General features: G+C 70.7%; 19 protein-coding genes. 10 read left to right on the forward strand and 9 right to left on the reverse strand.

Going from position 1 to position 25,631, the window contains the following annotated elements:
- Positions 1-53 precede the first annotated feature (53 nt).
- The 3 genes from ABFX50_RS25815 to ABFX50_RS25825 all read right to left on the reverse strand — a co-directional run bounded on the left by ABFX50_RS25815 (position 54) and on the right by ABFX50_RS25825 (position 3,041).
- Positions 54-899, reverse strand: a complete 846-nt coding sequence (locus ABFX50_RS25815; RefSeq protein ID WP_346149920.1) for a M55 family metallopeptidase — start codon at positions 897-899, stop codon at positions 54-56.
- A gap of 35 nt (positions 900-934) precedes the next feature.
- Positions 935-2,368, reverse strand: coding sequence for an MFS transporter (locus ABFX50_RS25820; protein WP_346149921.1), 1,434 nt, complete (start codon positions 2,366-2,368; stop codon positions 935-937).
- A 61-nt stretch (positions 2,369-2,429) separates the two neighbouring features.
- Positions 2,430-3,041, reverse strand: a complete 612-nt coding sequence (locus tag ABFX50_RS25825; protein ID WP_346149922.1) for a TetR/AcrR family transcriptional regulator — start codon at positions 3,039-3,041, stop codon at positions 2,430-2,432.
- Positions 3,042-3,119: 78 nt separating this feature from the next.
- On the opposite strand from ABFX50_RS25825, the gene ABFX50_RS25830 reads away from it, so the two are divergent.
- From ABFX50_RS25830 to ABFX50_RS25840, 3 genes are all read left to right on the forward strand, one after another.
- Positions 3,120-4,529, forward strand: a complete 1,410-nt coding sequence (locus ABFX50_RS25830) for a M14 family zinc carboxypeptidase (protein WP_346149923.1) — start codon at positions 3,120-3,122, stop codon at positions 4,527-4,529.
- A gap of 188 nt (positions 4,530-4,717) precedes the next feature.
- Positions 4,718-5,593, forward strand: a complete 876-nt coding sequence (locus ABFX50_RS25835) for an MEDS domain-containing protein (RefSeq protein ID WP_346149924.1) — start codon at positions 4,718-4,720, stop codon at positions 5,591-5,593.
- Positions 5,590-6,552, forward strand: a complete 963-nt coding sequence (locus ABFX50_RS25840; RefSeq protein WP_346149925.1) for an anti-sigma factor RsbA family regulatory protein — start codon at positions 5,590-5,592, stop codon at positions 6,550-6,552. The genes ABFX50_RS25835 and ABFX50_RS25840 overlap by 4 nt, the downstream gene beginning before the upstream one ends.
- Positions 6,553-6,669: 117 nt before the next feature.
- Here the strand turns inward: ABFX50_RS25840 and ABFX50_RS25845 are convergent, their stop codons facing one another.
- The gene (locus ABFX50_RS25845; RefSeq protein ID WP_346149926.1) at positions 6,670-7,131 is read right to left on the reverse strand and encodes a MarR family winged helix-turn-helix transcriptional regulator; all 462 of its coding nucleotides are present in this window, start codon (positions 7,129-7,131) and stop codon (positions 6,670-6,672) included.
- Between the two features lie 84 nt (positions 7,132-7,215).
- Between ABFX50_RS25845 and ABFX50_RS25850 the strand changes: the two genes are divergently transcribed.
- Positions 7,216-7,587 carry a VOC family protein gene (locus ABFX50_RS25850; RefSeq protein ID WP_346149927.1) on the forward strand — a complete coding sequence of 124 codons (372 nt, stop codon included), beginning with the start codon at positions 7,216-7,218 and terminating at the stop codon, positions 7,585-7,587.
- 76 nt (positions 7,588-7,663) lie between these two features.
- Here ABFX50_RS25850 and ABFX50_RS25855 read toward each other — a convergent pair whose 3' ends face one another.
- The 3 genes from ABFX50_RS25855 to ABFX50_RS25865 form a co-directional block, all read right to left on the reverse strand.
- Positions 7,664-8,809: a Dyp-type peroxidase gene (locus tag ABFX50_RS25855; protein ID WP_346149928.1), complete on the reverse strand. Its 1,146-nt coding sequence runs from the start codon at positions 8,807-8,809 to the stop codon at positions 7,664-7,666.
- Positions 8,809-9,360: a copper chaperone PCu(A)C gene (locus ABFX50_RS25860; protein ID WP_346149929.1), complete on the reverse strand. Its 552-nt coding sequence runs from the start codon at positions 9,358-9,360 to the stop codon at positions 8,809-8,811. Before ABFX50_RS25860 ends, ABFX50_RS25855 begins: the two co-directional genes overlap by 1 nt.
- 155 nt (positions 9,361-9,515) lie before the next feature.
- A complete protein-coding gene (locus ABFX50_RS25865; RefSeq protein WP_346149930.1) occupies positions 9,516-10,076 on the reverse strand; it encodes an MFS transporter in 561 nt (186 codons plus the stop codon).
- Positions 10,077-10,301: 225 nt separating this feature from the next.
- On the opposite strand from ABFX50_RS25865, the gene ABFX50_RS25870 reads away from it, so the two are divergent.
- Positions 10,302-11,060 (forward strand): dienelactone hydrolase family protein, encoded by a 759-nt coding sequence (locus ABFX50_RS25870; RefSeq protein WP_346149931.1) that lies wholly within the window; start codon positions 10,302-10,304, stop codon positions 11,058-11,060.
- A gap of 450 nt (positions 11,061-11,510) precedes the next feature.
- Here the strand turns inward: ABFX50_RS25870 and ABFX50_RS25875 are convergent, their stop codons facing one another.
- A complete protein-coding gene (locus ABFX50_RS25875; protein WP_346149932.1) occupies positions 11,511-12,317 on the reverse strand; it encodes an SGNH/GDSL hydrolase family protein in 807 nt (268 codons plus the stop codon).
- Positions 12,314-12,889, reverse strand: coding sequence for a PadR family transcriptional regulator (locus tag ABFX50_RS25880; RefSeq protein WP_346149933.1), 576 nt, complete (start codon positions 12,887-12,889; stop codon positions 12,314-12,316). The genes ABFX50_RS25875 and ABFX50_RS25880 overlap by 4 nt, the downstream gene beginning before the upstream one ends.
- 235 nt (positions 12,890-13,124) lie before the next feature.
- On the opposite strand from ABFX50_RS25880, the gene ABFX50_RS25885 reads away from it, so the two are divergent.
- The 5 genes from ABFX50_RS25885 to ABFX50_RS25905 all read left to right on the forward strand — a co-directional run bounded on the left by ABFX50_RS25885 (position 13,125) and on the right by ABFX50_RS25905 (position 25,589).
- Positions 13,125-14,228 (forward strand): glycerophosphodiester phosphodiesterase, encoded by a 1,104-nt coding sequence (locus tag ABFX50_RS25885; protein WP_346149934.1) that lies wholly within the window; start codon positions 13,125-13,127, stop codon positions 14,226-14,228.
- Between the two features lie 328 nt (positions 14,229-14,556).
- Positions 14,557-17,742, forward strand: coding sequence for a LamG-like jellyroll fold domain-containing protein (locus ABFX50_RS25890; protein ID WP_346149935.1), 3,186 nt, complete (start codon positions 14,557-14,559; stop codon positions 17,740-17,742).
- Positions 17,743-17,775: 33 nt separating this feature from the next.
- Positions 17,776-24,027 (forward strand): RHS repeat-associated core domain-containing protein, encoded by a 6,252-nt coding sequence (locus ABFX50_RS25895; RefSeq protein WP_346149936.1) that lies wholly within the window; start codon positions 17,776-17,778, stop codon positions 24,025-24,027.
- Positions 24,028-24,225: 198 nt separating this feature from the next.
- Positions 24,226-24,465 carry a protein kinase family protein gene (locus tag ABFX50_RS25900; protein ID WP_346149937.1) on the forward strand — a complete coding sequence of 80 codons (240 nt, stop codon included), beginning with the start codon at positions 24,226-24,228 and terminating at the stop codon, positions 24,463-24,465.
- Between the two features lie 392 nt (positions 24,466-24,857).
- The gene (locus ABFX50_RS25905) at positions 24,858-25,589 is read left to right on the forward strand and encodes a Crp/Fnr family transcriptional regulator (RefSeq protein ID WP_346149938.1); all 732 of its coding nucleotides are present in this window, start codon (positions 24,858-24,860) and stop codon (positions 25,587-25,589) included.
- The last annotated feature ends 42 nt before the right edge of the window (positions 25,590-25,631 follow it).

A 25,631-nucleotide genomic window follows, 5' to 3' on the forward strand; every position in this document is an offset into this window, starting at 1 on the left:
GGACCAGCACGGCGGCCGAGGTCGCCGTGCGGGTCCCGCGCTGTTCGTGGGGGCTAACGGCGGCCGTACAGGGCCATCCGGCTGATCATGGCGTCGGCGGCGAGGTGGTAGCAGACCGTCACGCAGCCCAGCACCTCCGTGGGCGTGGCGAAGGTGGCGGCGAGCGTCTTGTCGGCGATCCTGCGCACGCCGGGGATCTGCGCGCCCAGCTCGGCCGCGGGCGTGCTCGGCATGTCGATCTCCAGCTCGAGCACCTCGGGCAGCTGGAGCGGCGCCAGCTCCCCCGCCCCCCGTACGGTCTCCGCCGCCGCCTCGCGGATCAGCCGCCTGGCCTCGGCCGGCGAAAGGCTGTCCGCGGCGGTGTGCCCGTGCGCGACCTTGACGGCGACCGTGCGCACGCCGGGAAAGGCCTTTTCCGCGACGCCGCAGATCACGTCGTCGCCGGTCAGCAACCCCACAGGGACGCCTACCGCGGCGGCCTGCAGCGCGTTGACCTCGGCCTCCGACACCGGACGCCCGTTGAGCCGCACCTCGTAGAAGTGCGAGGAGTAGGTGTGGGCGAGCACGCCTGGCGAGCCGGCCGCGGCGTGGTAGCCGAGGAACATGGCCACGTCGTGCTCGGCCGCGATCCCCTCGGCCATGCAGTCAAGCTTGGGGGTGCCGAAGATCAGCCGGGCGCGTGGGTCGAGCTCCTCGTGCAGCAGGTTGTCCATGGTGCCGTGGCTGTCGTTGACCAGGACGCTGTCGGCTCCGGCCTCGAAGGCGCCCTCGATGGCGGCGTTGGCCTCGGCGGTCATCAACCGTTGCGATCGCGGATACCCGTGACCGCCGCGGACGACCTGGTCCATGGTGGCGATGCCCGTGACGCCCTCCATGTCGATGGAGATGTAGACCCGCACCGGTCGCTCCCTTCCTTGGCTTTCCTTTGTCGCCGTCACAGGGTGTCACCCTGGGGGACGGCGGGCTTTGTCGTGGGGGCCGAAGCTGGGCTGCCGCCTTGGGCCTGCCGTACAGCGGAGGGGATCACGAAGGCGGCGCCGACGGCGAGCAGGCCGAGCAGCGCGGAGAGCAGGTAGGTCTCGACGAAGCTGCTCTCCGCGGGGACCCCCGCCACGGTGCCTGCCGCCAGCGCCATGCCGCCGATCTGCGCCCCGAAGGTGCCGCCGATGCTCTTGGCGACGAAGACCACGCCGCTGACCCCGGCCGCCCGGTCGCCGGGGACGTCGGCGGCCACGACGTTGAGGGCGGAGGTGAGGCCGATGGAGCCGCCCAGCCCCAGGATCGTCACCCCGACCAGGATCTGCCACGGTGAGGAGTGCCAGAAGGCGAGCGCGGCGGTGCCTGCCGAGACGAGCGCGCTGCCGAGCACCAGCACGGCGCGCCGTCCGAGCAGCCTGGTCATCGGCCCGACCAGCGGCGCGACCAGGGTGCCCGCGATGCCGAGCGGGAACATGTAGATCCCGATCCACAGGGTGTCGGCGCCCAGGCCGTACCCGGTCTCTACGGGCAGCGACAACATCATGGGCAGCGCGACCACCAGCCCGAAGGAGGCGAAGCCGAACAGGAACCCCATCGCCGTCACTCCCGCGGGTGAGCGCCCCGCCAGCAGCCGCAGGTCCACGAGCGGGTCGGCGGTGCGGAGCTCGACGACCGTCCAGAGGCCCAGCGTCAGCGCCGCGCCCACGAACAGGGCGAGGGTGGCGGGAGCCGTCCAGCCCGCGCTCGAGGAGGTGGTCAGGCCCAGCATGAGCAGGGTGAGCCCGACGCCGAGCAGCAGGCCGCCGGCCCAGTCGACGCGCCCCGAGGCCGCTCTGGGCGTGTGGGGCACCGCCCGCCAGGCCCAGAGCGCGGCCACCAGCGCGCCGGCCAGGGTCAGGAAGAACAGCCACCGGTAGCCGAGCGCCGAGGTGAGCGGCCCCGCGAGGACGAGGCCGAGCGCGCTGGCCAGGGCGGCGACGCCGATGACCAGGCCGTTGCCGGTGGCGCCGCGCTCGGGTTCGAGGGTGTCGCGGAACAGCCCGACGGTCAGCGGCAGCATGCCCAGCCAGACGCCCTGCACCGCCTGGCCGGCGATCAGCACGAGCACGTTGGGCGCCAGGCCGGAGACGAGGGCTCCGGCGCTGGTGATCGCCATCAGGGTGAGCAGCAGGGTGCGCTTGTCGTACATGTCGGCCAGGCGGCCGATGATCGGGGTGCTGATCGCCGAGCTGATCAGCCCGCCGGTGAAGATCCACGCGAGCTCGCCTGGCGAGGCGGAAAGCTCCCGCTGGATGAGCGGGAGCGCTGGCGACAGCATCATCTCCAGCAGCTGGAAGACGCCGATGAACAACACGGGCGCGCCGATGACGCCAAAGCCGGATCTGGGCATGGTGGGGCCTTTCGGGTGGGGGTGGTGTACGGTCGCGCGTTCCCCCGAACCCGCGACCTGGCTATGCCGGGCCGAGCACCCCGGGCGTGATCAGGGCCCGCGCGACGTCGGCGAAGTACTCCTCGGAGCTGCCGTGGACGCCGAGCACGACGGCCTGCCCGAGCCCGGACAGCATCGCCTTGAGCGCGAGGGCCAGGCGCACGGCCTGCTCGCGCGTGACGGGCACGCCCGCGTGCTCCCTGCCGGCGAGGTGCTCGGCCAGCTGGGCCTGCGAGGCGTCGATCGCCGTGTTGAGCTTGGTCAGCAACTCGGCGTCGTTCAGCACGAGGTCCATCACGCGGACCTCGAACAGCAGCAGCGCGGCGGCCTCGGGGTCGGCCGACATCCGCCAGTACTGCCTGGCGATGGTGACGACGACCTCCTCCAGTGGCCGGCCAGGCGCGATCTCCTCGACCGGTCCGAGGTCGAGCGGGCCCGTGTAGTCGTCGATCATCGCGACCATCAGGCCGCTCTTGCCGCCGAACAGCGAGTAGACGGCCCCCGTGGTCAAGCCGGCCAGCTCGGCGATGTCCTCCAGCTTCGCGTTCGCGCCCTCCCTTCCGACGACCTCGCGGGCCGCGTCGATCAGCGCGCGCCTGTTGGCGGCCTTGCTTTCCGCCCTGGTCAGTCGCATGGCGTCGAGGTCTCCCTGTTCGAGGTTGGCGCAACGATAATCTAGATTATTAGAATAATCCAGATTATCTTTCCGGGCATGGACGTTGACCAGCACATGAACCGGGTCCCCGACTACGCCGCGTTCCCGACCGTGGACCAGATGCACGCCGAGCTCGACGAGCTCGCCGCCGCCCATCCCCACCTGGTACGGCTGCGCCGCATCGGCACCTCGCGCCTGGGCGAACCGCTGCGCGTGGCCACGATCGGGGCCGGCCCCCACGACGCGGTGATCATCGGCGGCCCCCACCCCAACGAGCCGATCGGCGCGCTCACCGTGAGCAGCCTGCTGCGCCGGCTCATCGACGACGCCTGGCTCCGCGAGGAGTTCGGCTACCGATGGCACCTCATCCCCTGCGTCGACCCCGACGGAGCCCGCCTCAACGAGGGCTGGTACGTCCGGCCGGGTGACCGCCGCGCCTATGCCGAGCACTTCTACCGCCCGTGCGAGGCCGACCAGGTCGAGTGGACCTTCCCGCTGACCGGCGAGGGCTACACCTTCGACCGCACGCTTCCTGAGACCGAGGCGCTGATGGGGCTGATGGACGAGGTCAGGCCCTCCTTCGTCTATTCGCTGCACAACGGCGAGCTCCAGGGCGCCTTCTACTACCTCAGCAGGAACGAGCCCGGCCTCGCCGCCGCCCTGACCGCCATCGCGGCAGGCCAGGGCCTGCCGCTGCACATGGGCCCGCCGGAGGTCCCGAGCGCGACCCAGATCGCCCCTGCGGCGTACGTGACACCGCGCGGCGCCGAGCTGGGAGAGATCTACGGCATCGGCGGCAGCAGCGTCGACTACGCCGACCGCTTCGGCGCCCTGCACCTGGTGACCGAGCTCCCCTACTGGGCCGACCCTCGCGTCTCCGACGAGACCCCCACCGACCAGACGTACGGTGAGGTGATCTCGACCTATCTCACCGGCCAGCGCGCTCTGATCGCCGAGCTGAGGCAGTCCCTGGCGAAGGCCGACTCCGAGCTGACCGTGCGCTCACCCTTCCGCCGCGCCCTGGAGGACTTCCTCGGCACCCATGACGACTACATCTCCGAATGGGAGGACTACCCCGGCGCTGACCGGCCCGCCACGGTAGCCGAGGTCGTCGGCAAGGAGCAGCTCAAGCACAGCCTGCGGCTGAGGTACGGCGGGATGTGCCTGCGCCTGCTGGACGCCGAGCTCGCCGCGGGCAACCCGGCCCCGGCCATCCGGGCCGAACGCGCCCGGGTGAAGTCGCTCTTCGACGCCTGGTTCACCGAGGCCGAGAGCGACTTCTCCGCCACGCCGATCCCGATCCGCACTCTGGTCGCCGTCCAGCTCGGCGCCGCCCTGCTGGCAGCGGAGGCGGCGAAGGCGTCGGCGCCGTCGCGCGGAGCGATCCCCTCCCCGCCCGGCGACCCGGCGCGATCCGGTGACCGGATGCTCTCGACCGCCCCCGCGTCCCACGGGATCGCTCCTTAGCAGTCCCGCATCCGACGGAGCGCGACAGCGCGCCAAAGGAGTGACTGCGTGCCCCGTCGTTTCGACAGGGAAGCCCTTGGACGGCCCCATCGAGCGTCGTTCCGCATGGCGAGCGTGGTCCGTACTACGGTGGACGGCTACATTTGTCCGGGGCTGTCGGGCCGGGTCGAGCCAACGTTGGTGGGGTTGTGCGCCAGATCAAGGACGTGAAGCTGGGTGATCACGTGTGCTTGGCGTTCGCCCACGAGGCCGAGCAGCGTGCGGTGGTGACCGCCTTCCTGGCCGGCGGCCTGGAGAGCCGGGAGCGCGTGCTGTACTTCAGCGACGCGCCCGGCTCGGAGCGGGTGCGGTCGTGGCTGGAGGAGGCCGGTGTGGACGTGGCCTCGGCCGGCGCCGCACGCCGCCTGGAGTTCAGAACGGCTCAGGAGAGCTATCTCTCAGGGGGCCGTTTCGACCCCGACACGATGATCGAGATGCTGCGCCGTGAGGTCGACGCCAGCCTCGCGGCGGGCTGGGCAGGGCTGCGGGTCAGCGGGGAGATGAGCTGGGCGCTGGCCGGACAGCCGGGCACCGATCAGCTGGAGGACTACGAGCGACGCGTCACCGGTGTCTACGCCGTGGGCCACGCCGTGGGCTTGTGCCAGTACGACGCACGGCTGTTCCCGGCCGAGCGGCTGACCGGGCTGACCGACTGCCATCCCGAGCAGGCGCAGATGAACGCCCTGTTCGAGACCGGCACGCTCAGCATCACGCCGACCTTCGACGCCGACGGCGCGCGCGTGCTGCGCGTGGCCGGCACCGTCGACCACAGCACCACTCCCACCTGGAGCGCCGCGCTGCGGCAGGCCGCCCGCGCGGGCGGCGACGTGCGAGTGGACATGGCCGAGCTGGAGTTCATCGACGTGGCGGGCATCCGCGAACTGGCCGTGGCGGCCTCGGCGCTGACCGAGGGAAGCAGCCTGCGCATCCGCCACCTGGCACCCCGGCTGAGACAGATCATCACCCTGGTGGGCTGGGACGCGGTCCCCGGCCTGGTCATCGAGCAGGAGGCGGTGCGCGCATGAGCACCACCATCAACCCCGACGCGCGCACTCCCTCAGCAGGGCTGATCCACCACGCGCTGATCTACGGCAGCGACCAGGAGTTCCTGTCCGCCACCCTCCCCTTCTGCCTGGACGGCCTGGCCGCCGGAGACAGAGTGCTGGCGGTGACCACCCCTGCCAACATCGACCTGCTGACCGGCGCCCTGGACACCGCCGCGGCCGAGGTGGACTTCGTCGAGGCAGGTAACTGGTACCACGCCCCCGGCCGCACGCTGGCCGCCTACGGCCACTACGTCGACGACCACAAGCGGCGGCATCCGCGTGTGCGCGTCATCGGCGAGCCGCTCTGGCACGGCCGAAGCCCGGCGCAACAAGCCGAATGGACGCGGTACGAGTCGGTGATCAACGCCGCGTTCGCCACGAGCCCGGCCTGGATCGTCTGCCCCTACGACGAGCGGGCGCTGCCCGAGCAGATCGTCTCCGACGCCCGCCGTACCCACCCCGACCTCATGTCGGGCCCCGCCTGGCAGGCCAGCCCCGCCTACACCGACCCCGCGGCCTTCGCCTACGCCACCCACCACCTGCCGCTGTCGCCCGCGCCCGCCGGCACCGCCCCGGACTTCGGCTTCGACGCCGACCTGCACCGCATGCGGCAGCGGCTCGCGAGCCTGTCCACCGGCCTCGGCCTGGGAGCCGACCAGACCGACCGGCTCACGCTGGCGGTCAACGAGGTCGCCACCAACGCCGTCGAGCACGGCGGCGGGCACGGCCGCATCCGGATGTGGATCGACGGCGACGTCGTCGTCTGCGACGTCACCGATCCCGGGCACCTCGACACCCCGATCCCCGGCTACCTGCCCCCCGACCCCGCCGCCCCCCGCGGACACGGCCTGTGGGTGGTACGCCAGCTGTGCGAGCTCCTGGAAATCCGCACCGGCCGGCCAGGCACCCAGATCCGCCTGCACCTCGCGCGCATCTGAACCCAGCGCTCCGCACGGTGCCGCCGCGACCTGCCGCGGCGGCACCGCCCCCCTCGTCCGGCGTTCGGGGTGGCCGGCCGCCGCGCCCTCGCCGCACTCCACGCTCACGGGGCGTTCTCACCTCTCGAGCGCCGCCGCCATGTGGTCGAGGTCGGCGAGGAGATCGGCCAGTCGTCGCTCGGGGACGGCGTCGGTCATGCGCTGGTCGATGGCGTAGACGACGGAGCGTGCCGCCCCCAGGCGACGGTGGCCCTCCTCGGTGAGGTGGGCGGGTAGAGCGCGACCGCGGTCGGTGGTGGCCGGCCGGGTGATGAGACCGGCGTCCTGCAGTCCGCGAAGGACCACGTTCATGGACTGCCGCGTGACGAAGGCGCCCCTGGCCAGCTCGGCGTTGGACAGACCGGGGCGCTGGTCGAGGAGTTCGAGGCAGGCATACTGCGGCACCGTCAGACCGTGCTCCCGCAGCGCTCCGTCCATCGCGCCGCGCAGCGCCGCGGCGGCGCGCTTGAGGCGGTATCCCAGGCGCTCGGTCACGTCGTCGGCCGGCGCGGCCTGGCTGGTGGGAGTCCCATCATGCATGTCAGGAGTTTGACATGTAAGACCGGCGCCGTCTACTTTCGAGGTATGTCAAAGTCCTGACATTGAATCGAACGAGGAGTACTCATGACCGTCACCGTCAGCGGGCCGGACTTCGTCGCTCTGCAGGTGCGCGACGTCGAAGCGGCAGCCGTCTTCTACGAGAAGCACCTCGGGCTGCGCAGAGCGCCTGCCTCGCCGCCCGGGGCCGTGGTCTTCGCCACCGAGCCGGTTCCTTTCGCCGTCCGCGAGCCGCTGCCGGGGGTGGATCTCGACACCGTCGAGCGGCCCGGTCTCGGGGTCGCCCTGTGGTTCCGCACCACTGACGCGCAGGCCCTGCACGACCAGCTCCACGCCGCAGGGACCACCATCGTCAAGGCGCCCGAGAACGGCCCGTTCGGCAGGATGTTCACGTTCGTCGGCCCTGAGGGCTACGCCATCACCGCCCACGAGGGCTGACCACGAGGGCCTTCCCTGCCGTGTCCGTCCGGTGGTGGGGGCAGGCTCCCTCTGCACGGGACCCGCCCCCACGGCGTCAGGACAGCAGGCTGTCGCCGATCCATCCGCTCGGCGAGCAGCCCGGCGGAATGGCGAACACGGCGGAGCCGATCGGAGTGATCCATTCGTTGAGCAGGTCGGCCTCGGCGAGGTTGCGCTGGACGGGCACGAACTGATGGTCGATGTCCGCCTGGTAGGAGGCGAACAGCAGCCCCGAGTCGGATCTCCCGTCGGGAGCGAGTCCGTCGTCGTAGTTGTAGGGGCGGCGCAGGATCCGCATCCCCGGGTCGCTGACGCGGGCGCGCCTGATGTGGGCGGACTCGGAGATGACGGGGAAGCCGAGCGCGTTGACCTTCTCGAAGTCGGGCTCGTCGCGCTCGGCCCTGCCTGTCAGCGGCGCCCCGTCCGCCAGGCGGCGGCCGATGGTGAACTCCCTGGCCACCCGGTCGGCGGCGTCCCAGGTCTCGAGCTCCATCCTGATCCTGCGCAACACCAGCGTGGTGCCGCCGCGCAGGGGCCCGTCGCTGATCCACACCGCCCGGTCCAGGTCTGTCGGGTTGACGGTGCCGTCCACCTGGCCCATCAGGTTGCGGTTGACCGTCCCCGAGGACTGACGGAAGCCCCGCTGGGTCCAGCGGACCCGGGTGAAAGAGCGCGCGTCCTTGACGATCATGCGGAGGGCGTGGGACACGGTGAGGTTGTCGTCGGCGCAGATCTGCACGAGCAGGTCACCGCCGCTCCACCGCTTCTGGAGCCGGTCGGTGGTGAAGGCCGGCAGCGCCTTCACCGGCGAGTCCAGCCCCGCCGCCCTGAACAGGCCGGGCCCGAACCCGAAGGTGACGGTCAGCCGAGCGGGCGTGAGCGCCAGCTCCGGCTCGGTGTCGGCCAGCGCGGGACGCCCCTGGGTGAGACGGCGGGCGTCGTCGGTGAGCAGCCGCAACAGCCGGACGATCGCCTCCTTGCGGGTCGTCCTAAGCAGGTCGAATCCCACGAAGACGGCGTGCGTCTGCGGCGTCGTGGCGATCCCGGCCTGGTGGAGCCCGTCGAACGGTTCGATGAGCTCGGCGAGGGTGGCCGCTCCGCCAGAGGCCTGCTCGGAGGGCACGCCGCCGGCGAGGGCGCCGACCGCGGTGGCGGCTCCCCCCGCGAGCAGGCCCCGGCGGCTGATCCGGGGTGCGGCCATCAGCCGTTGCCCTCGCCCATCTTCATGCCGGGCTGGTAGTCCTCCTTGCCGCCGGCGAAGTCCTTGCCGACCGCGGTGAACTCCAGGGTGCCGCCGTCCTTGAGGGTGAGGGTGAAGGCGATCTCCGCGCCCGGCTTCACCTCCTGGGCGAGGTCCATCAGCATGATGTGGTCACCGCCCGGCTGGAGCTCGTGGGTGCCGCGAGGGGGGATCACGAAGCCGCCGTCCTTGGGGCGCATGACCATCTTCCCGCCGGACTCGACGACCTCGTGCAGTTCGATCTTCGGCGACAGCGGGGAGGAGCCGGAGAGCACGGTCACCTCGGCGTCGGAGTTGTTGACCAGGGTGCCGAACGCGGCGCTCATGCCCTTCTTCGCGGTCTTCACCCAAGGGTCGGTGATCGACACCGCGCCGGTCGCGGCGCTCGTGGCAGGCGCGGCCGCGCTGGCCGGAGCGGCCGCCGGCGCAGCGGACGGCTGCTGGCCACCGCAACCGGCGAGCGTCAACGCGGCCAGGAGGACGGCGGAAGGAACGATACGGCGAGGGAACACAGGAATGCCTTTCTTCGCCCGTACGGCATGCCGAGGGCAGCCGCGACGGCACGGAGGTTGTCACGGGAGTTCGGCCACCGGGCGGCGTCAGGCCGGCCCGGTGCAGGCCCGCGCGCGAGCCAGGAAAGAGAACGGCGCCGTCCGAGACCAGAGGGTCAGGCGGCGGTGACAACCTGAGGCGGGCCGCGCCTGCTGACCGCGTGGCGCAGGACGGCCGGGCGCAGCTGACGCGGCTCGTCGGCGAAGACGACGGCGGCGCAGGCCGAAGAAGGCGTGAGGTACAGGACGAGGACACGGCACACACCGGCCGCCAGGCGCCGCAGCAGCCCCCACAACGCGGCCTCGCCGCGCGCCAGCCAGAGAGCGGTCAGCCCGACCGCCCAGCCGTGGACGACGAGCATGCCGATCCCCGGCACCAGGCCAGGGTGCAGGTGAAGGTGCAGGGGCCCTTCGGGGGCGGAGGAGATCGGGGAGCTCAGGGAGAACAGCAGATGCAGGACGGCCTGCAGAGCCCCGAGGAGCGGAAGGATCACGCCGAGGGCGCGTTCGCGTCCTGACAGCGGCCACGCCGCCGCGAATGCCAGCCCCAGCCCACCGGCCGCGGCGGGCACGGACAGCGTGCCCCCGCCGAGCAGGTGAGCGAGCACGCCCAGCCCGAGACACGCCACGGCGAAGCTCGAGGCACGAGTCAGGCGGAAGGGCAGGCCGGCGGACATGATGGGGATCATCATTCCAGATCGCCGCGGCGGTCGCCGGACGAGGTCCGCAGGGACCGGCTCCGGTGGGATCTGGTAGCGTCCGCTGTGCACGTGACCGACCGAGGAGGTGAGACCCATTACCGCTGTATCAGGCTGGGTGCTCCCCTCCCCCATGGTTGTACGGTCCATCTGACATAGGTGGCCCCGGGAGTGCCCGCAGGCATCCCGAAAGGCAACACACCTGTGCGCATCACTTCGCAGACGACCTCCGACGGCGTCTCGGAACGTCTTTTCGCCCTCGACGACATCCCCGGCGTGATCTGGTCGCCCTCCGAGGGCACCGCCGGCCGTCCCCTGGTACTGCTGGGCCATGGCGGCGGCCAGCACAAGAAGGCAGAGGGTCTCGTGGCCCGCGCCCACCGCTACGTGAAGGACTGCGGCTTCGCCGTGGCGGCCATCGACGCGCCAGGGCACGGCGACCGGCCGAAGGTCGAGCCGCACGAGCGGCTCGTGGCCGACATCAGGCAACGAGTGGCGCGGGGCGAGGCCCTCGGCTCACACCTCGCCCGCTACAACGTCGTGCTGGCCGAGCAGGCGGTTCCCGAGTGGCGGGCCACCCTGGACGCGCTCCGGGAACTCGGCCACGTCGGGCCCGTGGGGTACTGGGGCGTCTCGATGGGCGGCGCGATCGGCGTGCCGCTCGTCGCCGCCGAACCGAGGATCACCGCCGCCGTGCTCGGCCTCACCGGCCACGAGAGCCTGACCGAGGCGGCGAGGCGGATCACCGTCCCCGTCGAGTTCCTGCTCCAGTGGGACGACGAGATGGTTCCGCGCGAGGCGGGCCTCGCGCTGTTCGACGCCTTCGCCTCCCGCGAGAAGACGCTGCACGCCAACCCCGGCCGCCACGCGGGCGTACCCGCCTTCGAGCTGGACAGCTCAGCGCGCTTCTTCATCCGCCACCTCCTGGAGGCCGGAGGTCCCGCGGAGGTTGAGGGGTCCTGACGCCAGGAGGTGGGGAATCGAACGATTCTCGACCCCCGTCCGGCCCGTGCAGGGCGGCCGCACAGCCGCCCTGCACTTCACTGCAAACCGGACATACCGCCGGGCTCTCAGCCAATGCCTTGACCAGAAGGGAGCGTTCCCGCAGGTCAGCGCCGTAATCGCGACACCGTTCATTCACCCCTTCGGCACCCGCAACGCGCACACGGGTCACTCCATGCACTCCGGATAAACTGGACAAACGACGACACAGGGGACGAACGAGTCCGTCTGCTTCCTGGGCGACGCGGCAGCCAGTCCAGCCCCCCGGGTATCACCGGACAGGCCTCGACAACCTGATGTGGGCCATCCGCGACCAGGTGGACATCTGGCCCCAGGGACAGGACCTGTGACCCGGCCGGCAGGTGGGTCGGTGTGTCGTCCGAGCGGTCGCCTGCGTACCGCTCCTGGGCCTCACTCCTCGGCGTAGAGCAGCACGGGGGCGAGGTCGGGGCGCTTGGCGCTGCGGCCGTCCCCTGAGGACCTGCCGCGGATGCGGCGGTAGATCCACGGGCCCGCGAAGCCGGCGACCCAGCGGACCTCGGTCCCCGCGGTGCGCAGGCGGCCGCGCGGAGCGACCGGTACGAGCGGGGCCGACCAGGTGTCGTCGCTGCCGGGCAGCCCGAGGGCGTGCGCGAATGCCGCGGCGATCCTGGCGTGTCCCAGCGGGCTGGCGTGCAGGCGGTCGGCGCTCCACATCCTGACGTCGGTGGCGAAGGCGTGCGGGAAGGTGTCGACCACCGTGACGTCATGGCGGGCGGCGGCCTCACGGACGCGTTCGTTCAGCGCGAGCACGCGAGGCAGCAGCGGCCGGGCCAGGGGCGCGATCTTGCCGATGTCGGGAAAGGTCACCGTCAGGACGTGCGCGCCCGAGGCGGTGAGCGCGGCGAACATCTCCTCCAGGCTCGCGGCCACCGTGTCGGCGTCGAAGCCTGGCCTGATCAGGTCGTTCATCCCGGCGATCACCGTGGCCAGGTCGGGCCGCAACGCCAGCGCGGCGGGCAGCTGCTCGGCCAGGACCTGCGAGGCGAGGCGTCCCCGCACGCTCAGGTTGGCGTAGTGGAGGTCGGGGAAGGCCGCGGCGAGATGTTCGGCGAGCCGGTCGGCCAGGCCGCGGTAGCCGCGGATCTCGTCGCCGTCGCCGAGCCCCTCGGTCTGGCTGTCGCCGAGCGCGACGTACCGCGTGAAGGTCCTGGGCGGGGGCTCGGCGTCGTGGGTCATCGCTCCTCCTCGGAGTGGCTCACCGTGCGGGAGCGGAGCAGGGCGGCGGTGGACAGGCACCAGTCGCGCATCTCCTGCTCCAGGCGGCATCCGGCCAGGTAGGTCAGGTACGGGCCGACCCGTGGCGACGTGCGGAGGAACTCCTCCTCGTCCAAGCCGCCGCGCAGCCGCCGCATGCCCTGCTCGAACAGGGCCAGCTTGGCGGCGGCCTCGACGGCCCGCTCGTCGAGCTGGGCCAGTACGGGGGCGGGGTCGAGATGGTCGACGGCCTGGACCTTCACCGCCAGGTCGTCGCGCATGGACAGCGGTTTGGACGTGGCCGCGGCGAAGGCGGCCAGCTCCTCCAGCCCCGCCTCGGTGACCGTGAAGACCCGCTTGTTCGGCCTGTCGAGCTGGATGACCTGTTGCCCGGAGATCATCCCGGCCCTCTCCAGCTTCGCCAGCTCGGTGTAGAGCTGCTGCGGCGAGGCGTACCAGAAGTTGGACACGCCCACGTCGAAGATCTTCGCGAGCTGGTAGCCGGTGAACTCGCCGTCCAGCATCGCCGCCAGCACCGCATGCCGTAATGCCATGGAGCAGAACTATCTACTCAATTCCATGACTAGTCAACAAAAGGCTCCTGTCGTTGACACACAGGTAGGACCGCGGTCATGGCGGGTCCATGCCCGCGGGAGGCGCCCTCCGGGCAGCCATGACCTGTCAGAGCCACGCTGCGGACGGCGTCCCCGACCCGCCGGCCGACGACCTGGCACCCCCTGACCATCCTGCCGTCATCTCCGTGCCACCCAGGCGGTCTACCGTGCGCGCATGATGATCCGCAGGCTACTCGCGGGCGCGCTGGCCGTCCTGACGGGCGGTACCGTCGCCGTTGTGCTGTCCCAGTCCAATCCCGCCACGGCCGAGCGCCGTGCACAGGCTCCCATCGTGATCGGCCATCGTGGCGCCAGCGCCCACCGCCCCGAGCACACACTGTTGTCGTACGAGGCCGCCATCGCCATGGGCGCCGACTACATCGAGCCCGACCTGGTCTCCACCAAGGACCACGTCCTGGTGGCCCGCCACGAGAACGAGATCTCCGGCACCACCGACGTGGCCTCCCGGCCCGAGTTCGCCGACCGGCGCACCACCAAGACGATCGACGGCAGGGCGGTCACCGGCTGGTTCACCGAGGACTTCACCCTCGCCGAGCTCAAGACGCTGCGCGCCAAGGAACGCGTGCCCGACCTGCGCCCCGACAACGCCGCCTTCGACGGGCTGGCGGAGATCCCCACGTTCGAGGAGGTCGTCCGCCTCGCGCAGCGCCACGGCGTGGGCGTCTACCCCGAGACCAAGCACCCGACCTACTTCGACTCCATCGGCCTGTCGCTGGAGGAGCCGCTGCTCGAGGTGCTGAACACCCACCAGGTGCGCAAGGCCTTCATCCAGTCGTTCGAGACCGCCAACCTGCGCGACCTGCGCGCCAAGACCAGACTGCCGCTGATCCAGCTGATCACCTGGGGCGGCGCGCCGTACGACTGGACGGCCGCCGGCGATCCGCGCACCTATGACGACATGGTCAAGCCGGAAGGTCTGCGCGAGGTGGCCGCGTACGCCGACGGGATCGGCGTGGACACCCGCAGGGTCGTGCCCGTCGGCCCGGACGGCAGGCTGCAGCAGCCGACCACGCTGATCGCCGACGCCCACCGCAGGCGGCTGCAGGTGCACGTCTGGACGGTGCGCAACGAGAACTCCCAGCTGCCCCTCGACCACCGGCTCGGCGACCCGGCCAGCCCGGTCTTCTCCAGGGCCACGGGTGACGTGATGGGGTGGCTGCGCAGGCTCGTGGAGCTCGGCATCGACGGGGCGTTCTGCGACGACCCCGGCATGGGCAGGGCCGTGATCACCCGGCAGGCCGTACGCCCTGGCGGGTGAGCCCGCCCTGGTGACAGGAAAGCCCTCGCCGGCCTCTGACCGGCGAGGGCGCCCGATACCGGCGCCGCAAGAACGCGGCGGATATCTTCACACCCCTCCGGCCCCTGAAGAAATCTTTGAGCAGAATGATCAAAAGTATGGACAGACAGTAAAGGCCGGGTGAAAATCCGATCGTCAATCGAAGATCGCGGAAACGCCGGGCGGGTGATCCGTCCCGCGCGTAACCCCTGCTCACCATGGGCGAGGACGTATGCGGGTACTGCGTGGGCTGTTCACGGCGACACTGATCTTAGCGATCTCTCCGGCGGTGCCAGCCCAGGCGGGCGCTGTGCCGGAGCCACCTCCGAAGGCCGTAGAGGAGCAGTCGACGACCGAGGCGTCCGCGGTCGCGGCGGCGCGCCACACCGGTCAGCCTGTCGAGATCGAGTCCATGCGCACCGAGACCCGCCAGGTCTTCGCCAAGCCGGACGGCACCCTCGTCCTGGAGCACAACGTACGCCCGGTCCGCGTACGCCGGTCAGGCGGCTGGGTCCCCGTCGACACCACTCTGCGCCTCAACCCCGACGGCACGGTCAGCCCGGCCGCGGCGGCGGTCGGGCTCACGTTCTCCGGCGGCGGCAGCGCCCCGCTGGCCAGGCTGTCGCGCGGCGCCAAGTCCCTGGAACTCGGCTGGCAGGGCGCGCTGCCCAAGCCCACGCTGAAGGGCGACACCGCCACCTACGCCGAGGTCATGCCGGGCGTCGACCTCCAGGTCACCGCGGACGTGGACGGCTTCTCCCACGTCCTGGTGGTCAAGTCGCGAGCCGCCGCGGCGAGCATGACGGAGCTGACCTTCCCGCTGTCCGCCTCCGGCCTGTCGGTGAAGGCCGACAGGGCGGGCAACCTCGAGGCCACCGACAGGAACGAGGGCACGATCTTCATCGCGCCCACCCCGAAGATGTGGGACTCCGAGGGGATCACGAGCCCGCAGGCGCTCAAGGAAGGCCGCTCTCCCGAGGCCCGCGAGGCCGCGATGGGTGTGGAGCTGACGGGCAGGCAGCTGCGGCTCAAGCCGGACAGGAAGATGATGACGGACCCGAAGACCCGGTTCCCCGTCTACCTGGACCCCTACTTCTCCGCCGCGCGCAACGCCTGGACGGCGGTCTGGAGCAACTGGCCCAACTCCAACTACCTCAACTCCAGCGACGTCGCCAGGGTCGGCCACGTCGAGTCGCAGAAGAACCGCTCGTTCTTCCAGATGAACACCGGCTCGACCATCCACGGCAAGCAGATCATCAAGGCGACGCTGCGCACGTACGAGACGTGGTCGTACTCGTGCAGCGCCCGCAAGGTCGAGGCCTGGGCGACCAACCCCATCGGCAAGAGCACCACCTGGAACAACCAGCCCACCTGGGTCAGGCTGCTCTCCACGGTGAACGTGGCCAAGGGCTGGGGCCCTGCCTGCCTGCCCGGCGGCGTCGAGTTCGACGTCACCTCGCAGGTCGTGGACGCCGCCGCCAAGAAGTGGCCCAACGTCACCATCGGCCTGCGCGCCACCAGCGAGACCGACGTGTACGCCTGGAAGAAGTTCAAGAACAACCCCAGCCTGGTCATCGAGTACAACTCGCTGCCCAGCGCCCCGGTGGCCGCCGACGTCTGGTCGGACCCCGGCGGCCCCTGCGTCTCCGGCGACGACCGGCCGATCATCAGCACCGCCGCACCGAAGCTGTGGGCCAAGCTGAGGGACACCGACAACTCCGTCCGCGGCCGCTTCGAGTGGTACAACGCGGCCGGGGTGAAGACGGGCGAGCACCTCACCCCCTTGGGGTCGTCGGGCGCCGCCTACTACGCGACGATCCCGGTGAGCCTGTACGCCGACGGCGCGCTGATCCGCTGGCGGACCCGCGCCGAGGACGGCAAGGCCACCAGCGCGTGGAGCCCCTGGTGCGAGGCCACCGTGGACGCCACGGCCCCCAGCAGGGAGCCTGCGGTCTCCTCGCCGGAGTACGCGGAGAACGGCTGGAGCGACGGGGTCGGTCTGCCCGGCACGTTCACGTTCGCCCCGAACGGCGTCTCCGACGTCGCCGCCTACGTCTGGGGCCTCGACTCCACGCCCAGGACGGAGGTCGCCCCAGGCCAGGACGGCAGCGCCACCATCGCGCTCACACCGCGCCACGACGGCCCCAACGTCCTGTCGGTCCGCAGCAAGGACCGCGCGGGCCAGCTCGGGCCCATCCGCACCTACGTCTTCAACGTCAACGCGGGCAAGGGCCCCAGCGGGCACTGGTCGCTGGACGAGGGTCAGGGCAGCGTGGCGGCCGACACCGTGCAGGCCCACCCCGCGACGCTGTACGGAGCGGCGTGGACCTCCGGCAGGACCGGCACGGCGCTCAAACTGGCCAACGCCTACGCCCAGACCTCCGGCCCCGTCATCGACACCAGCCGCAACTTCACCGTCAGCGCCTGGGCCCGCCTGACCGGCACGGCCGCCTCCGCCACCGCCGTCACCCAGGAGGGCGGCAGGACGGGCGCGTTCTCGCTGCAGTACGCCAAGGCCAACGACCGCTGGGCGCTGACCGTGGCGGGCTCGGACGCGGACGGCGCGCCTGCGTTGCGCGCCCTGTCCACGGCCGCGCCCAGGCTGAACGAGTGGACCCACCTGACCGGCGTCTACGACTCGGCGGCCGGCCAGATCTCGCTCTACGTGAACGGCAGACTGGAGGCCGCTGTCGCCGTCACGCCGCCGTGGAGCGCCGCAGGCCCCCTGACGATCGGCAGGGGGAAGGTCAACGGGGCGGCTTCGGAGTACTGGCCAGGCGACGTCGACGAGGTGCGGGTCTACGGCCGCGCCATGTTCGCCGACGAGATCGCCGACCTGGTCAACAGCGCTGCCACGCTGGTCGGCCACTGGAGGCTGGATGAGGAGTCCGGCTTGTCGGCGGCCGACGCCTCGGGCCGGGCGACGGCCGCGACGCTCGCCGGAGCCGCCTCGTGGACGTCGGGCTGGCTGGACGGCGCGCTCGCGCTCGACGGCGTCAACGGTTACGCGCAGACGACCGCGCCCGTGGTCAACACCAGGACCGGATTCACCGTGGCCGCCTGGGCCCAGCTCGACTACCTGCCCACCCGTGACACGACGGCCGTGGCCCAGCCGGGCAGCAGGGCCGCCGGATTCCAGCTCGGCTTCGACAAGGAACAGGGACGGTGGACCCTCGGCATGGCCGCCGCCGACACCGACACCGCCGCTCTCGTCCGCACCCGCTCCGACGACATCCCGAACCCGCTGGAGTGGGCCCACATCGCCGGCGTGTACGACCCGCTGGCCGGTCAGCTCCGCGTCTACGTCAACGGCCGCCTGTCCACCACCACCGTCACCGACCACCTGAGCGCGTGGAACGCCACCGGCCCGCTGCAACTGGGCCGGACCAAGACCGCGGGCACCTTCACCGGCTTCTGGCCGGGGGCGGTGGACGACGTCCGCGCCTATGACGGCGTCCTGAGCGCCGAGCACATCGCACAGCTAGCCGCCCAGTAACTCCCGCACCGCACCCCCGACTGGGAGAGGTTCATGGACCTGCCGGATGAGTTAGAGCTGCCCGAATCCCGCTGGAATCGCACTCCTCCGCCCGAAGAACCCGAGCTTGCCGACCCCTCGTGGAACCGTTTCCAGGAGCCCAGGCGCGAGTCGCCCTGGCCCCGCAGGATCGCCACCACGCTCTCCGTCCTCCTCGTCGTGCAGCTGGTGCAGGCCTTGCCCGCCTCGGCCGCCTCTCGCCCCGCCCCGTCCGTGCAGAAGGAGAAGCCGGTCAAGGGACAGGCGGTCCCCGTCCTCGCGCCGATGGCCGACCCCGTCCAGAAACAGGTGTGGAAAGCGCCGCCAAGGGTCGCCTGGCCCAAACTCCAGAAGGCCGAGCTGGGCGGCGGCGCCGCCACCCTGGCGGCCGGCTTCCCCGTCAAGCTGGCTCCCGGGCGGGGGGAGGCCAGAGCCGCAGCCGACGCCGAGCCGGTGAGCGTGGAACTGCTCGACACCGATCTGCTCGGCCTGGCGATGCGCGTCTCCCCCGGCCAGGGCGTCGCGGCAGCCGCGGCGGCGAAGAAGACCCGCCTGCAGATCGACTACTCGGGCTTCCGTCACGCCTACGGCGGCGACTACGGCGCCCGGCTGCGGATGGTCAAGGTGGACGAATGCGCGCTCGACGCGGCCGCCGCGAACTGCGCGGCGCCCGAGCCGGTGAAGAGCGAGAACGACGCCAAGGCCGGCACCCTGACCGCCGAGGTCGAGACAGGCGCGGTGTACGCGCTCACGGCCGCCGCCTCTGGGCAGTCGGGCGACCACTCGGCCACCTCCCTGTCCCCCTCCGCCGACTGGAGCGTCGGCACCCAGACCGGCGACTTCACCTGGGGCTACGACATGCGCACGCCGCCCGCGCTGGGTGGCGACGAGCCGGAGATCTCCCTGGGCTACTCCTCGCAGAGCGTGGACGGCCGCACCGCCTCCACCAACAACCAGGCGTCGTGGGCCGGTGACGGCTTCGAGCTCAACCCGGGCGGCTACATCGAGCGCCGCTACAAGTCCTGCATGATCGACGGCAAGAAGACCGGCGACCTGTGCTGGGACCAGGACAACGCCACCCTGTCGCTCGGCGGCTCCGCCGTGGAGCTGGTCAAGGACGCCACCACCAAGCAGTGGCGGCCCAAGCGCGACGACGGCACCCGCATCGAGTACCTCGCAGGGGCCGCCAACGGCGACAACAACGGCGAGTACTGGCGCGTCACCACCTCCGACGGCACCCAGTACACCTTCGGACTCAACCGCCTGCCCGGCTGGGTGACCGGCAAGCCGGAGACCAGATCGGTCCAGACGGTGCCGGTGTTCGGCAACAACAGCGGCGAGCCGTGCTACTCCAGCACCCCTGCCAACGCCTGGTGCCAGCAGGCCTACCGGTGGAACCTCGACTACGCCGTGGACCCCCACGGGAACGCGACCACGTACTGGTACGAGCGCGAGACCAACCACTACGGCCGCAACTCCAAGCCTGAACTGGGCACGCCGTACGTCCGAAACGCCTACCTCGCCCGCATCGACTACGGCTACCTGCAGGGCGAGCTGTTCACCAAGGCCCCTGCCTCCCGCGTGCTGTTCGAGGTGGCCGAGCGCTGCCTGCCCAGCGGCACCGTCACCTGCGCCGCCGACCAGCTCAAGAAGGAGACCGCCAGTCACTGGCCGGACGTGCCGTTCGACCAGATCTGCGACGCCGGAGTGAAGTGCGTCGACCGCACGACGCCGACGTTCTTCACCCGCAAGCGGCTGACCAAGGTCACCACCCAGGTCCGCAACGCCGCCGGCCAGTACTACGCGGTGGACTCCTGGGCGCTGACCCACCAGTTCCCCGCCACGGGCGACGGCCTCAGCCCGTCGCTGTGGCTGGCCTCGGTCCAGCAGACCGGCCACGTGGGCGGCACGATCACGCTGCCCAAGACCACCTTCATCGGTGTCCAGCTCCCCAACAGGGTGGACGCCACCGAGGGCCGGGCCCCGCTGGTCAAGTGGCGCGTCCAGTCGGTCGACAACGGGACCGGCGGCGAGCTGCGGGTCAACTACGCCCCCGCCGACTGCGCGCCGGGCGCGCTGCCGGCACCTGACAAGAACACCAGGCGGTGCTTCCCGCAGCGCTGGACGCCGCAGAACGAGACCGAGGTCACCGACTGGTTCCACAAGTACGTGGTGTCGCAGACGATCGAGGTGGACCGCGTCGCGGCCTCGCCCAACGTCGTCACCAGCTACGAGTACCTGGACGGCGCCGCCTGGCACTACGCCGACAACATCCTCGTCAAGCCCGAGCACCGCACGTGGTCGGACTTCCGCGGGTTCGGCCGGGTACGGGTGCGTGAGGGCGACGGGCAGGACACCAAGCGCACGCTGACCGAGTTCCGGTACTTCCGCGGCATGCACGGCGACAAGCAGGCCGACGGCTCCAGGCGCAGCGTGCAGATCGAGGACTCCGAGGGCGGCAAGCTGGACGACCTCGACCAGTACTCCGGCTTCGAGCGCGAGGAGATCCTCTACGACGGCGACGGCGGGGCCGTCCTGAAGGCGTCCGCCGAGCAGCCGTGGTCGGTGAAGACCGCCGAGTCGACGCAGGGCGGCGTCACCAAGACCGCGCACGTGGTCGAGGCCAAGTCCATGGTCACCCGTACCGCGCTGCCGGGCGGTACCTGGCGGCGGACCGGCGAGGAGCGCTCCTACGACACCAGGGGCCTGCTCACCCAGGTGGAGGAGAAGGGCGACCTGGCCTCGCCCGACGACGACCAGTGCACGAGCTACACCTACGCCCGCAACGACGCGAGCTGGATGCTCGACTATCCCAGCCGCGTCCAGAAGATCGCCGCGAGCTGCGGCACTCCCGTGTCCACGCTGGCCGCCGGTGAGCTGATCTCCGACGAGAAGGTCCAGTACGACGGCAAGGCGTACGGCCAGGCACCGAGCAAGGGCGATGTGACCTCGGTCCAGCAGATCGTCTCAGGGGACGGCGCGACGATCACCGACAGCGCCCACACCTACGACGTGTACGGCCGCGAGACCAGCGAGACCGACGCCGTCGGCACCAAGGCCGTGACCACCTACAGCCCGGCCACGGGCGCCCTTCCGACCGAGATCACCGAGACCAACCAGCTCGGCCACGTCGAGCGCACGATCCTCGAACCGGCCTGGGGCGAGCCCGTGGCCGAGGTCGACGCGAACAACCGCCGCACCGACCTGGAGTACGACGCGCTCGGCCGCCTGACCAAGGTCTGGCAGGCCGACCGCAACAAGGCGGCGGGACAGTCGCCCAGCACCGAGTACTCCTACGTCATGCGCGCCGACGGCCCCAGCATCGTCACCACCAAGACGCTGCGCGCCGACGGCGGCTACACCGCCAGCCACGAGCTGTACGACGGCCTGACGCGCGAGCGCCAGACCCAGGAACCCGCGCCCAAGGACGACCAGACGCAGGACCCCGCGCTGCGTGACGGCCGCACGATCACCGACACCTTCTACAACTCCCTGGGCGAGCAGTCCAAGACCAACACCGGCTACTTCGCCACCGGGACGCCCTCCACCGACCTGCTGGCGGTGGCCGACACCGACGTGCCCACGCAGGTCGTCTCCGTCTTCGACGGGACGGGCGACGTCAACGCCCAGATCCTCAAGGCGAAGGGCGTGGAGAAGTACCGGGTCTCCTCCAAGCAGGAGGGCGACAGGGTCCACATGACGCCGCCGCCCGGCGGCACGGCGACCACCCGCATCGGTGACGCCGAGGACCGCCTGATCGAGCTGCGCCAGTACAAGGGCGCGACCCCGACCGGCGAGTACGAGTCCACCAAGTACAGCTACGACCACGCAGGACGGCTGTCCACGGTGACCGACTCGGCAGGCAACGTATGGCGCCACCACTACGACCTGCGCGGCCGGGAGATCAAGACCGAGGACCCCGACAAGGGCGTCACGACGATGACGTACAACGACGCCGACGAGATCGTCAGCACCACCGACGCCCGCGGCAAGACGCTGTGGTACGTCTACGACGAACTGGGCCGCAAGAAGGAGATGCGCGAGGGCTCCGCGACCGGCCCGCTGCTCGCGGAGTGGAAGTACGACGCCCTGGCCAAGGGCCACATGAACGCCAGCATCCGGTACGTGGGCGGGCAGGCGTACAAGGCGGAGATCAACGCCGTCGACGCCGACTACCGGCCGCTGCGCGAGACCGTCACCATCCCCGAGCGGGAGGGCAAGCTGGCGGGCTCGTACGTGCTCAACACCCGCTACACGCTCGACAACCAGGTCCAGTCCGTCAGCTTCCCCGCCGCGGGCGGCCTGGCGGAGGAGTCGGTCGTCTACAGCTACGACGAGCTGGGCCAGCCGACCAAGGTCACCGGCCTGTCGTCGTACGTGACCGCGACCCGCTACTCCAAGCTGGGCGAGACCCTGCAGTACGAGCTGGGCACCGGAGGCAAGAAGAGCTGGCTCACCTACACCCACGACGAGTCCACCCGCAGGCTGACCGGCATGCGACTGGACAGGGAGAGCGCCGCCGCGACCGACCTGGATCTCAGCTACACCTACGACGCGGTCGGCAACATCACCAAGATCGCCGACAAGGGGGCGAGCGGTCAGGACACGCAGTGCTTCTCCTATGACCATCTGCGCCGCCTGACCTCGGCCTGGACGGGCACCGACGACTGCGCCGCCGGCAGCCCCCAGCCGGACAAGATCGGCGGTGTGGCCCCGTACGCGGTCAGCTACGCCTACGACTCCACCGGCAACCGGATCAAGGAGACCAAGCACGGATGGGGCGGCGCGGGCGACGCGGTCCGCTCCTACACCTACCCGCAGGCGGGCGGAAAGCAGCCGCACGCGCTGCAGGCCGTCGGCGCCGACCTCTTCGAGTACGACGCCGCGGGCAACACCACCAGGCGCAAGGTCGCCGCCTCGGACCAGACCCTGGCCTGGGACGCCGAAGGCAACCTGGAGTCGGTGACGGAGGCGGGCAAGACGACGTCGTTCGTGTACGACGCCGACGGCAACCGGCTGCTCCGCAAGACGCCGACCGACGCCACGCTCTACGTCGACGACATGGAGCTGCGCTTCGACTTCGCCAAGGACGTCGTCGAGCAGACCCGCTTCTACACCATCAACGACCAGCCCATCGCCGTGCGCACGAACGACAACCAGGTCTACCTGCTGGCCAACGACCACCAGGGCACCGCGCAGGCCGCGGTGAACGCCGGCAACGGCGAGCTGGCCGTACGGAGGACGACGCCGTTCGGCGAGAACCGGGGCTCGCCCCCGCCATGGTGGCCGGGGCAGCGCGGGTTCGTCGGAGGCACGCAGGATGCGACGACCGGGCTCGTCCACCTCGGCGCCCGCGAGTACGACCCCGGTAACGGCCGCTTCCTGTCGGTGGACCCGGTCATCGACGATGTGGATCCGCAGCAGCTCAACGCCTACGCCTACGCCAACAACAGCCCCGTCACGATGAGCGACCCCGACGGGCAGCTGGTCTGGTTCGTGGTCGGCATCGGCGTCCGGATCGGGGCCCGTTACCTCGCCAAGAAGCTGGCCCAGCGCGCCATCAGGCGAGAGGCGCTCCGCCGTGCCAGGGAGGCGGCCAGGAAGCGGGCCCTGGCGGAGGCGAGGAAGCGAGCCCTGGAGGAGGCCAAGAAGCGGGCCAGGGAGGAGGCCAAGAAGCGGGCGCTCGCCGAGGCGAAGAAGCGACGGCTGGCGGCGGCCAGGAAGAAGGCGGCCGAGGCCGCCAGGAAGGCGCGGGAGGCGGCGGCGAAGCGACGGGCCGCGATGGCGGCCAGGAGAGAGGCGAGGAAGGCGGCTCGCGAGGCGGCGGCCAAGCGGCGGATGGCGATGGCCTCTCAGCGGCGCAACCACCGGGCCGGCCGGATTCCCAGAGGGATCCAGCACGCGCGCTCGCGTCCGGCGAGCCGTCCCACGAGCCACAGGGCGACCCAGCGGCAGTCCCCGCCCAAGGCGAACCGGCAGCCGGCGCAGCCACGGCCGAGCCAGGTCTACCGCAACGACGGCTCGGTTCAGCCGACCCAGTCCTACACCGTCTACGGCAACGGCCGGATGTATCCGCAGGGCAGGCCACCGTCGAACCTGCCGCAGCGCGGCGGCTCCGGCCAGGGCCAGAAGCAGATCTTCAAGCCGGAGAAGTACGAGATCGAGACGAACAGGAGGGGCGCCGCGACCGCCGAGCTCGGCGCCCGAGGTCAGAAGATCGCGGACAACTTCGTCGATCTGTTCGACATCTGGTTCGGCGGACTCTGACAGCACCTCCATCCGCTGAGCGCTGACCGGCGCGGGACCCTCGCGGTCCCGCGCCGGCGGCGTCTCGCCGCCCGAGCGGTGCTTACAACAGGCCACTGGCAGGGCTGAGCTACCGCAGGCCAGATGCCCGAGGAACAGGTTCTGGTAATGGCCAGACCGAGGCGTCGGCCGCGATCCACCGCGCCAGGAGCATCCATCTTGGATCTCAAGCCGTCGAACATCCTGCCCGCCGACGACGGCCCGAGGAGGATCGCCGTCGGGATCAGCAGAGCCGCCAATGGCACCTCGTTCACCGGCGGTGTCATCGGGTCAGCTGGGCACATGTCTGCCGAGCATCTAGCCGAACACGAACTGTCGCCTGCTAGCGACGTGTTCGCGGTCGGCGTGGTGGTGACCTTGGCCTCGAGCACAGCCCGCGTTCACAATCGAATCCTATAGAGGGTGACGTTCCGTGCCGCCTGCAAGCCGCTCCCGCTCGGTCTGGTCTCCGCCTGCCCGGGGAATGATCCGTAGCGCCGGCCCGTCGCGTCCGCGGAGCCTGGCCCGGCCGCGCCGTCAGAGACAATCTGTCGCCGTCCGAGCCGACGGATGCTCCCGGCACTGCCCCACCCGGCTTTGCCCTGCGCCACTCAGAAACGAGTGGTATCCGTCGTAGCCAGGCATGGTCGACCGCTCGTTGAGCGGTGGCGTGCCGCCTCCGGTTCCGATGTTCAAGTCCTTTCCTTGGCATGACCGAGTCGTTGCCACCCAGAGCATCCAGCGGCTAGCCGGGAAGTTAACCAGCCAGAGTAAATGGCGCTGGACTTGCCTGAAGAACCAGGCTGACGTATGTGGTGGAGGACAGCTCGCTGGAGGACAATGTGGCAACCAACCGCTGGCCGACCGGCACGTTCATGCATCGTCTGACAGACGAAGTCCGCTCAGAACTTCTGGGGCTCGGTACCCTACGCGCGTTCCCGCCCGGCCAAGTCCTGATCAGCCAAGGAGACCGGGGCACATCGGTCTGGATTCTGTTGGACGCGCTGGTCAAGGTGACCGGGGGCGTTGAGAACGGCGTGGAGGCGACGCTGGCGATCCGGGTGTCAGGTGACATCGTCGGCGATATGTCCGCCATGGACGGGTCGCCGCGATCAGCGACCGTGACGACATGCGGACGCGCGGTCTGTCAGCAGATCAAGGGGCCCGTGTTCCGGGCTTTCCTGGCCCGGCGTCCAGCCGCAGCGCTGGCGTTGGCTCAGGTCGTGGCTGACCGGCTGCGCTGGGCCAACCAACGACGCCTCGACTTCGCCGGATACGAGACAAAGATTTGCCTGGCGCGCGTGCTGCTTGCGCTCATCTCCCGCCATGGTCGTGCCACAGAGCGTGGCGTGAGCATTGGCGTGCCGCTCACCAGGGCCGAGCTTGGCATGCTGGTGGGCGCCAAGGAGATCACGGCACAGAAGGCTCTGCGCGAACTAGCCGCAGAGAAGCTCATTCAGCGAGGTCATCGCGACGTGGTGGTGAAGGACGTGGCAGGGCTGGCTGAGCTCGCCGACCTCCCTTTCCTGACCAAGCCATATTAATAAGGCTTCTCCCGTCCCGTCATGCCTCACCGTAGAGCTCCA

Source organism: Nonomuraea recticatena (assembly GCF_039533245.1).
GTDB lineage: Bacteria > Actinomycetota > Actinomycetes > Streptosporangiales > Streptosporangiaceae > Nonomuraea > Nonomuraea roseola.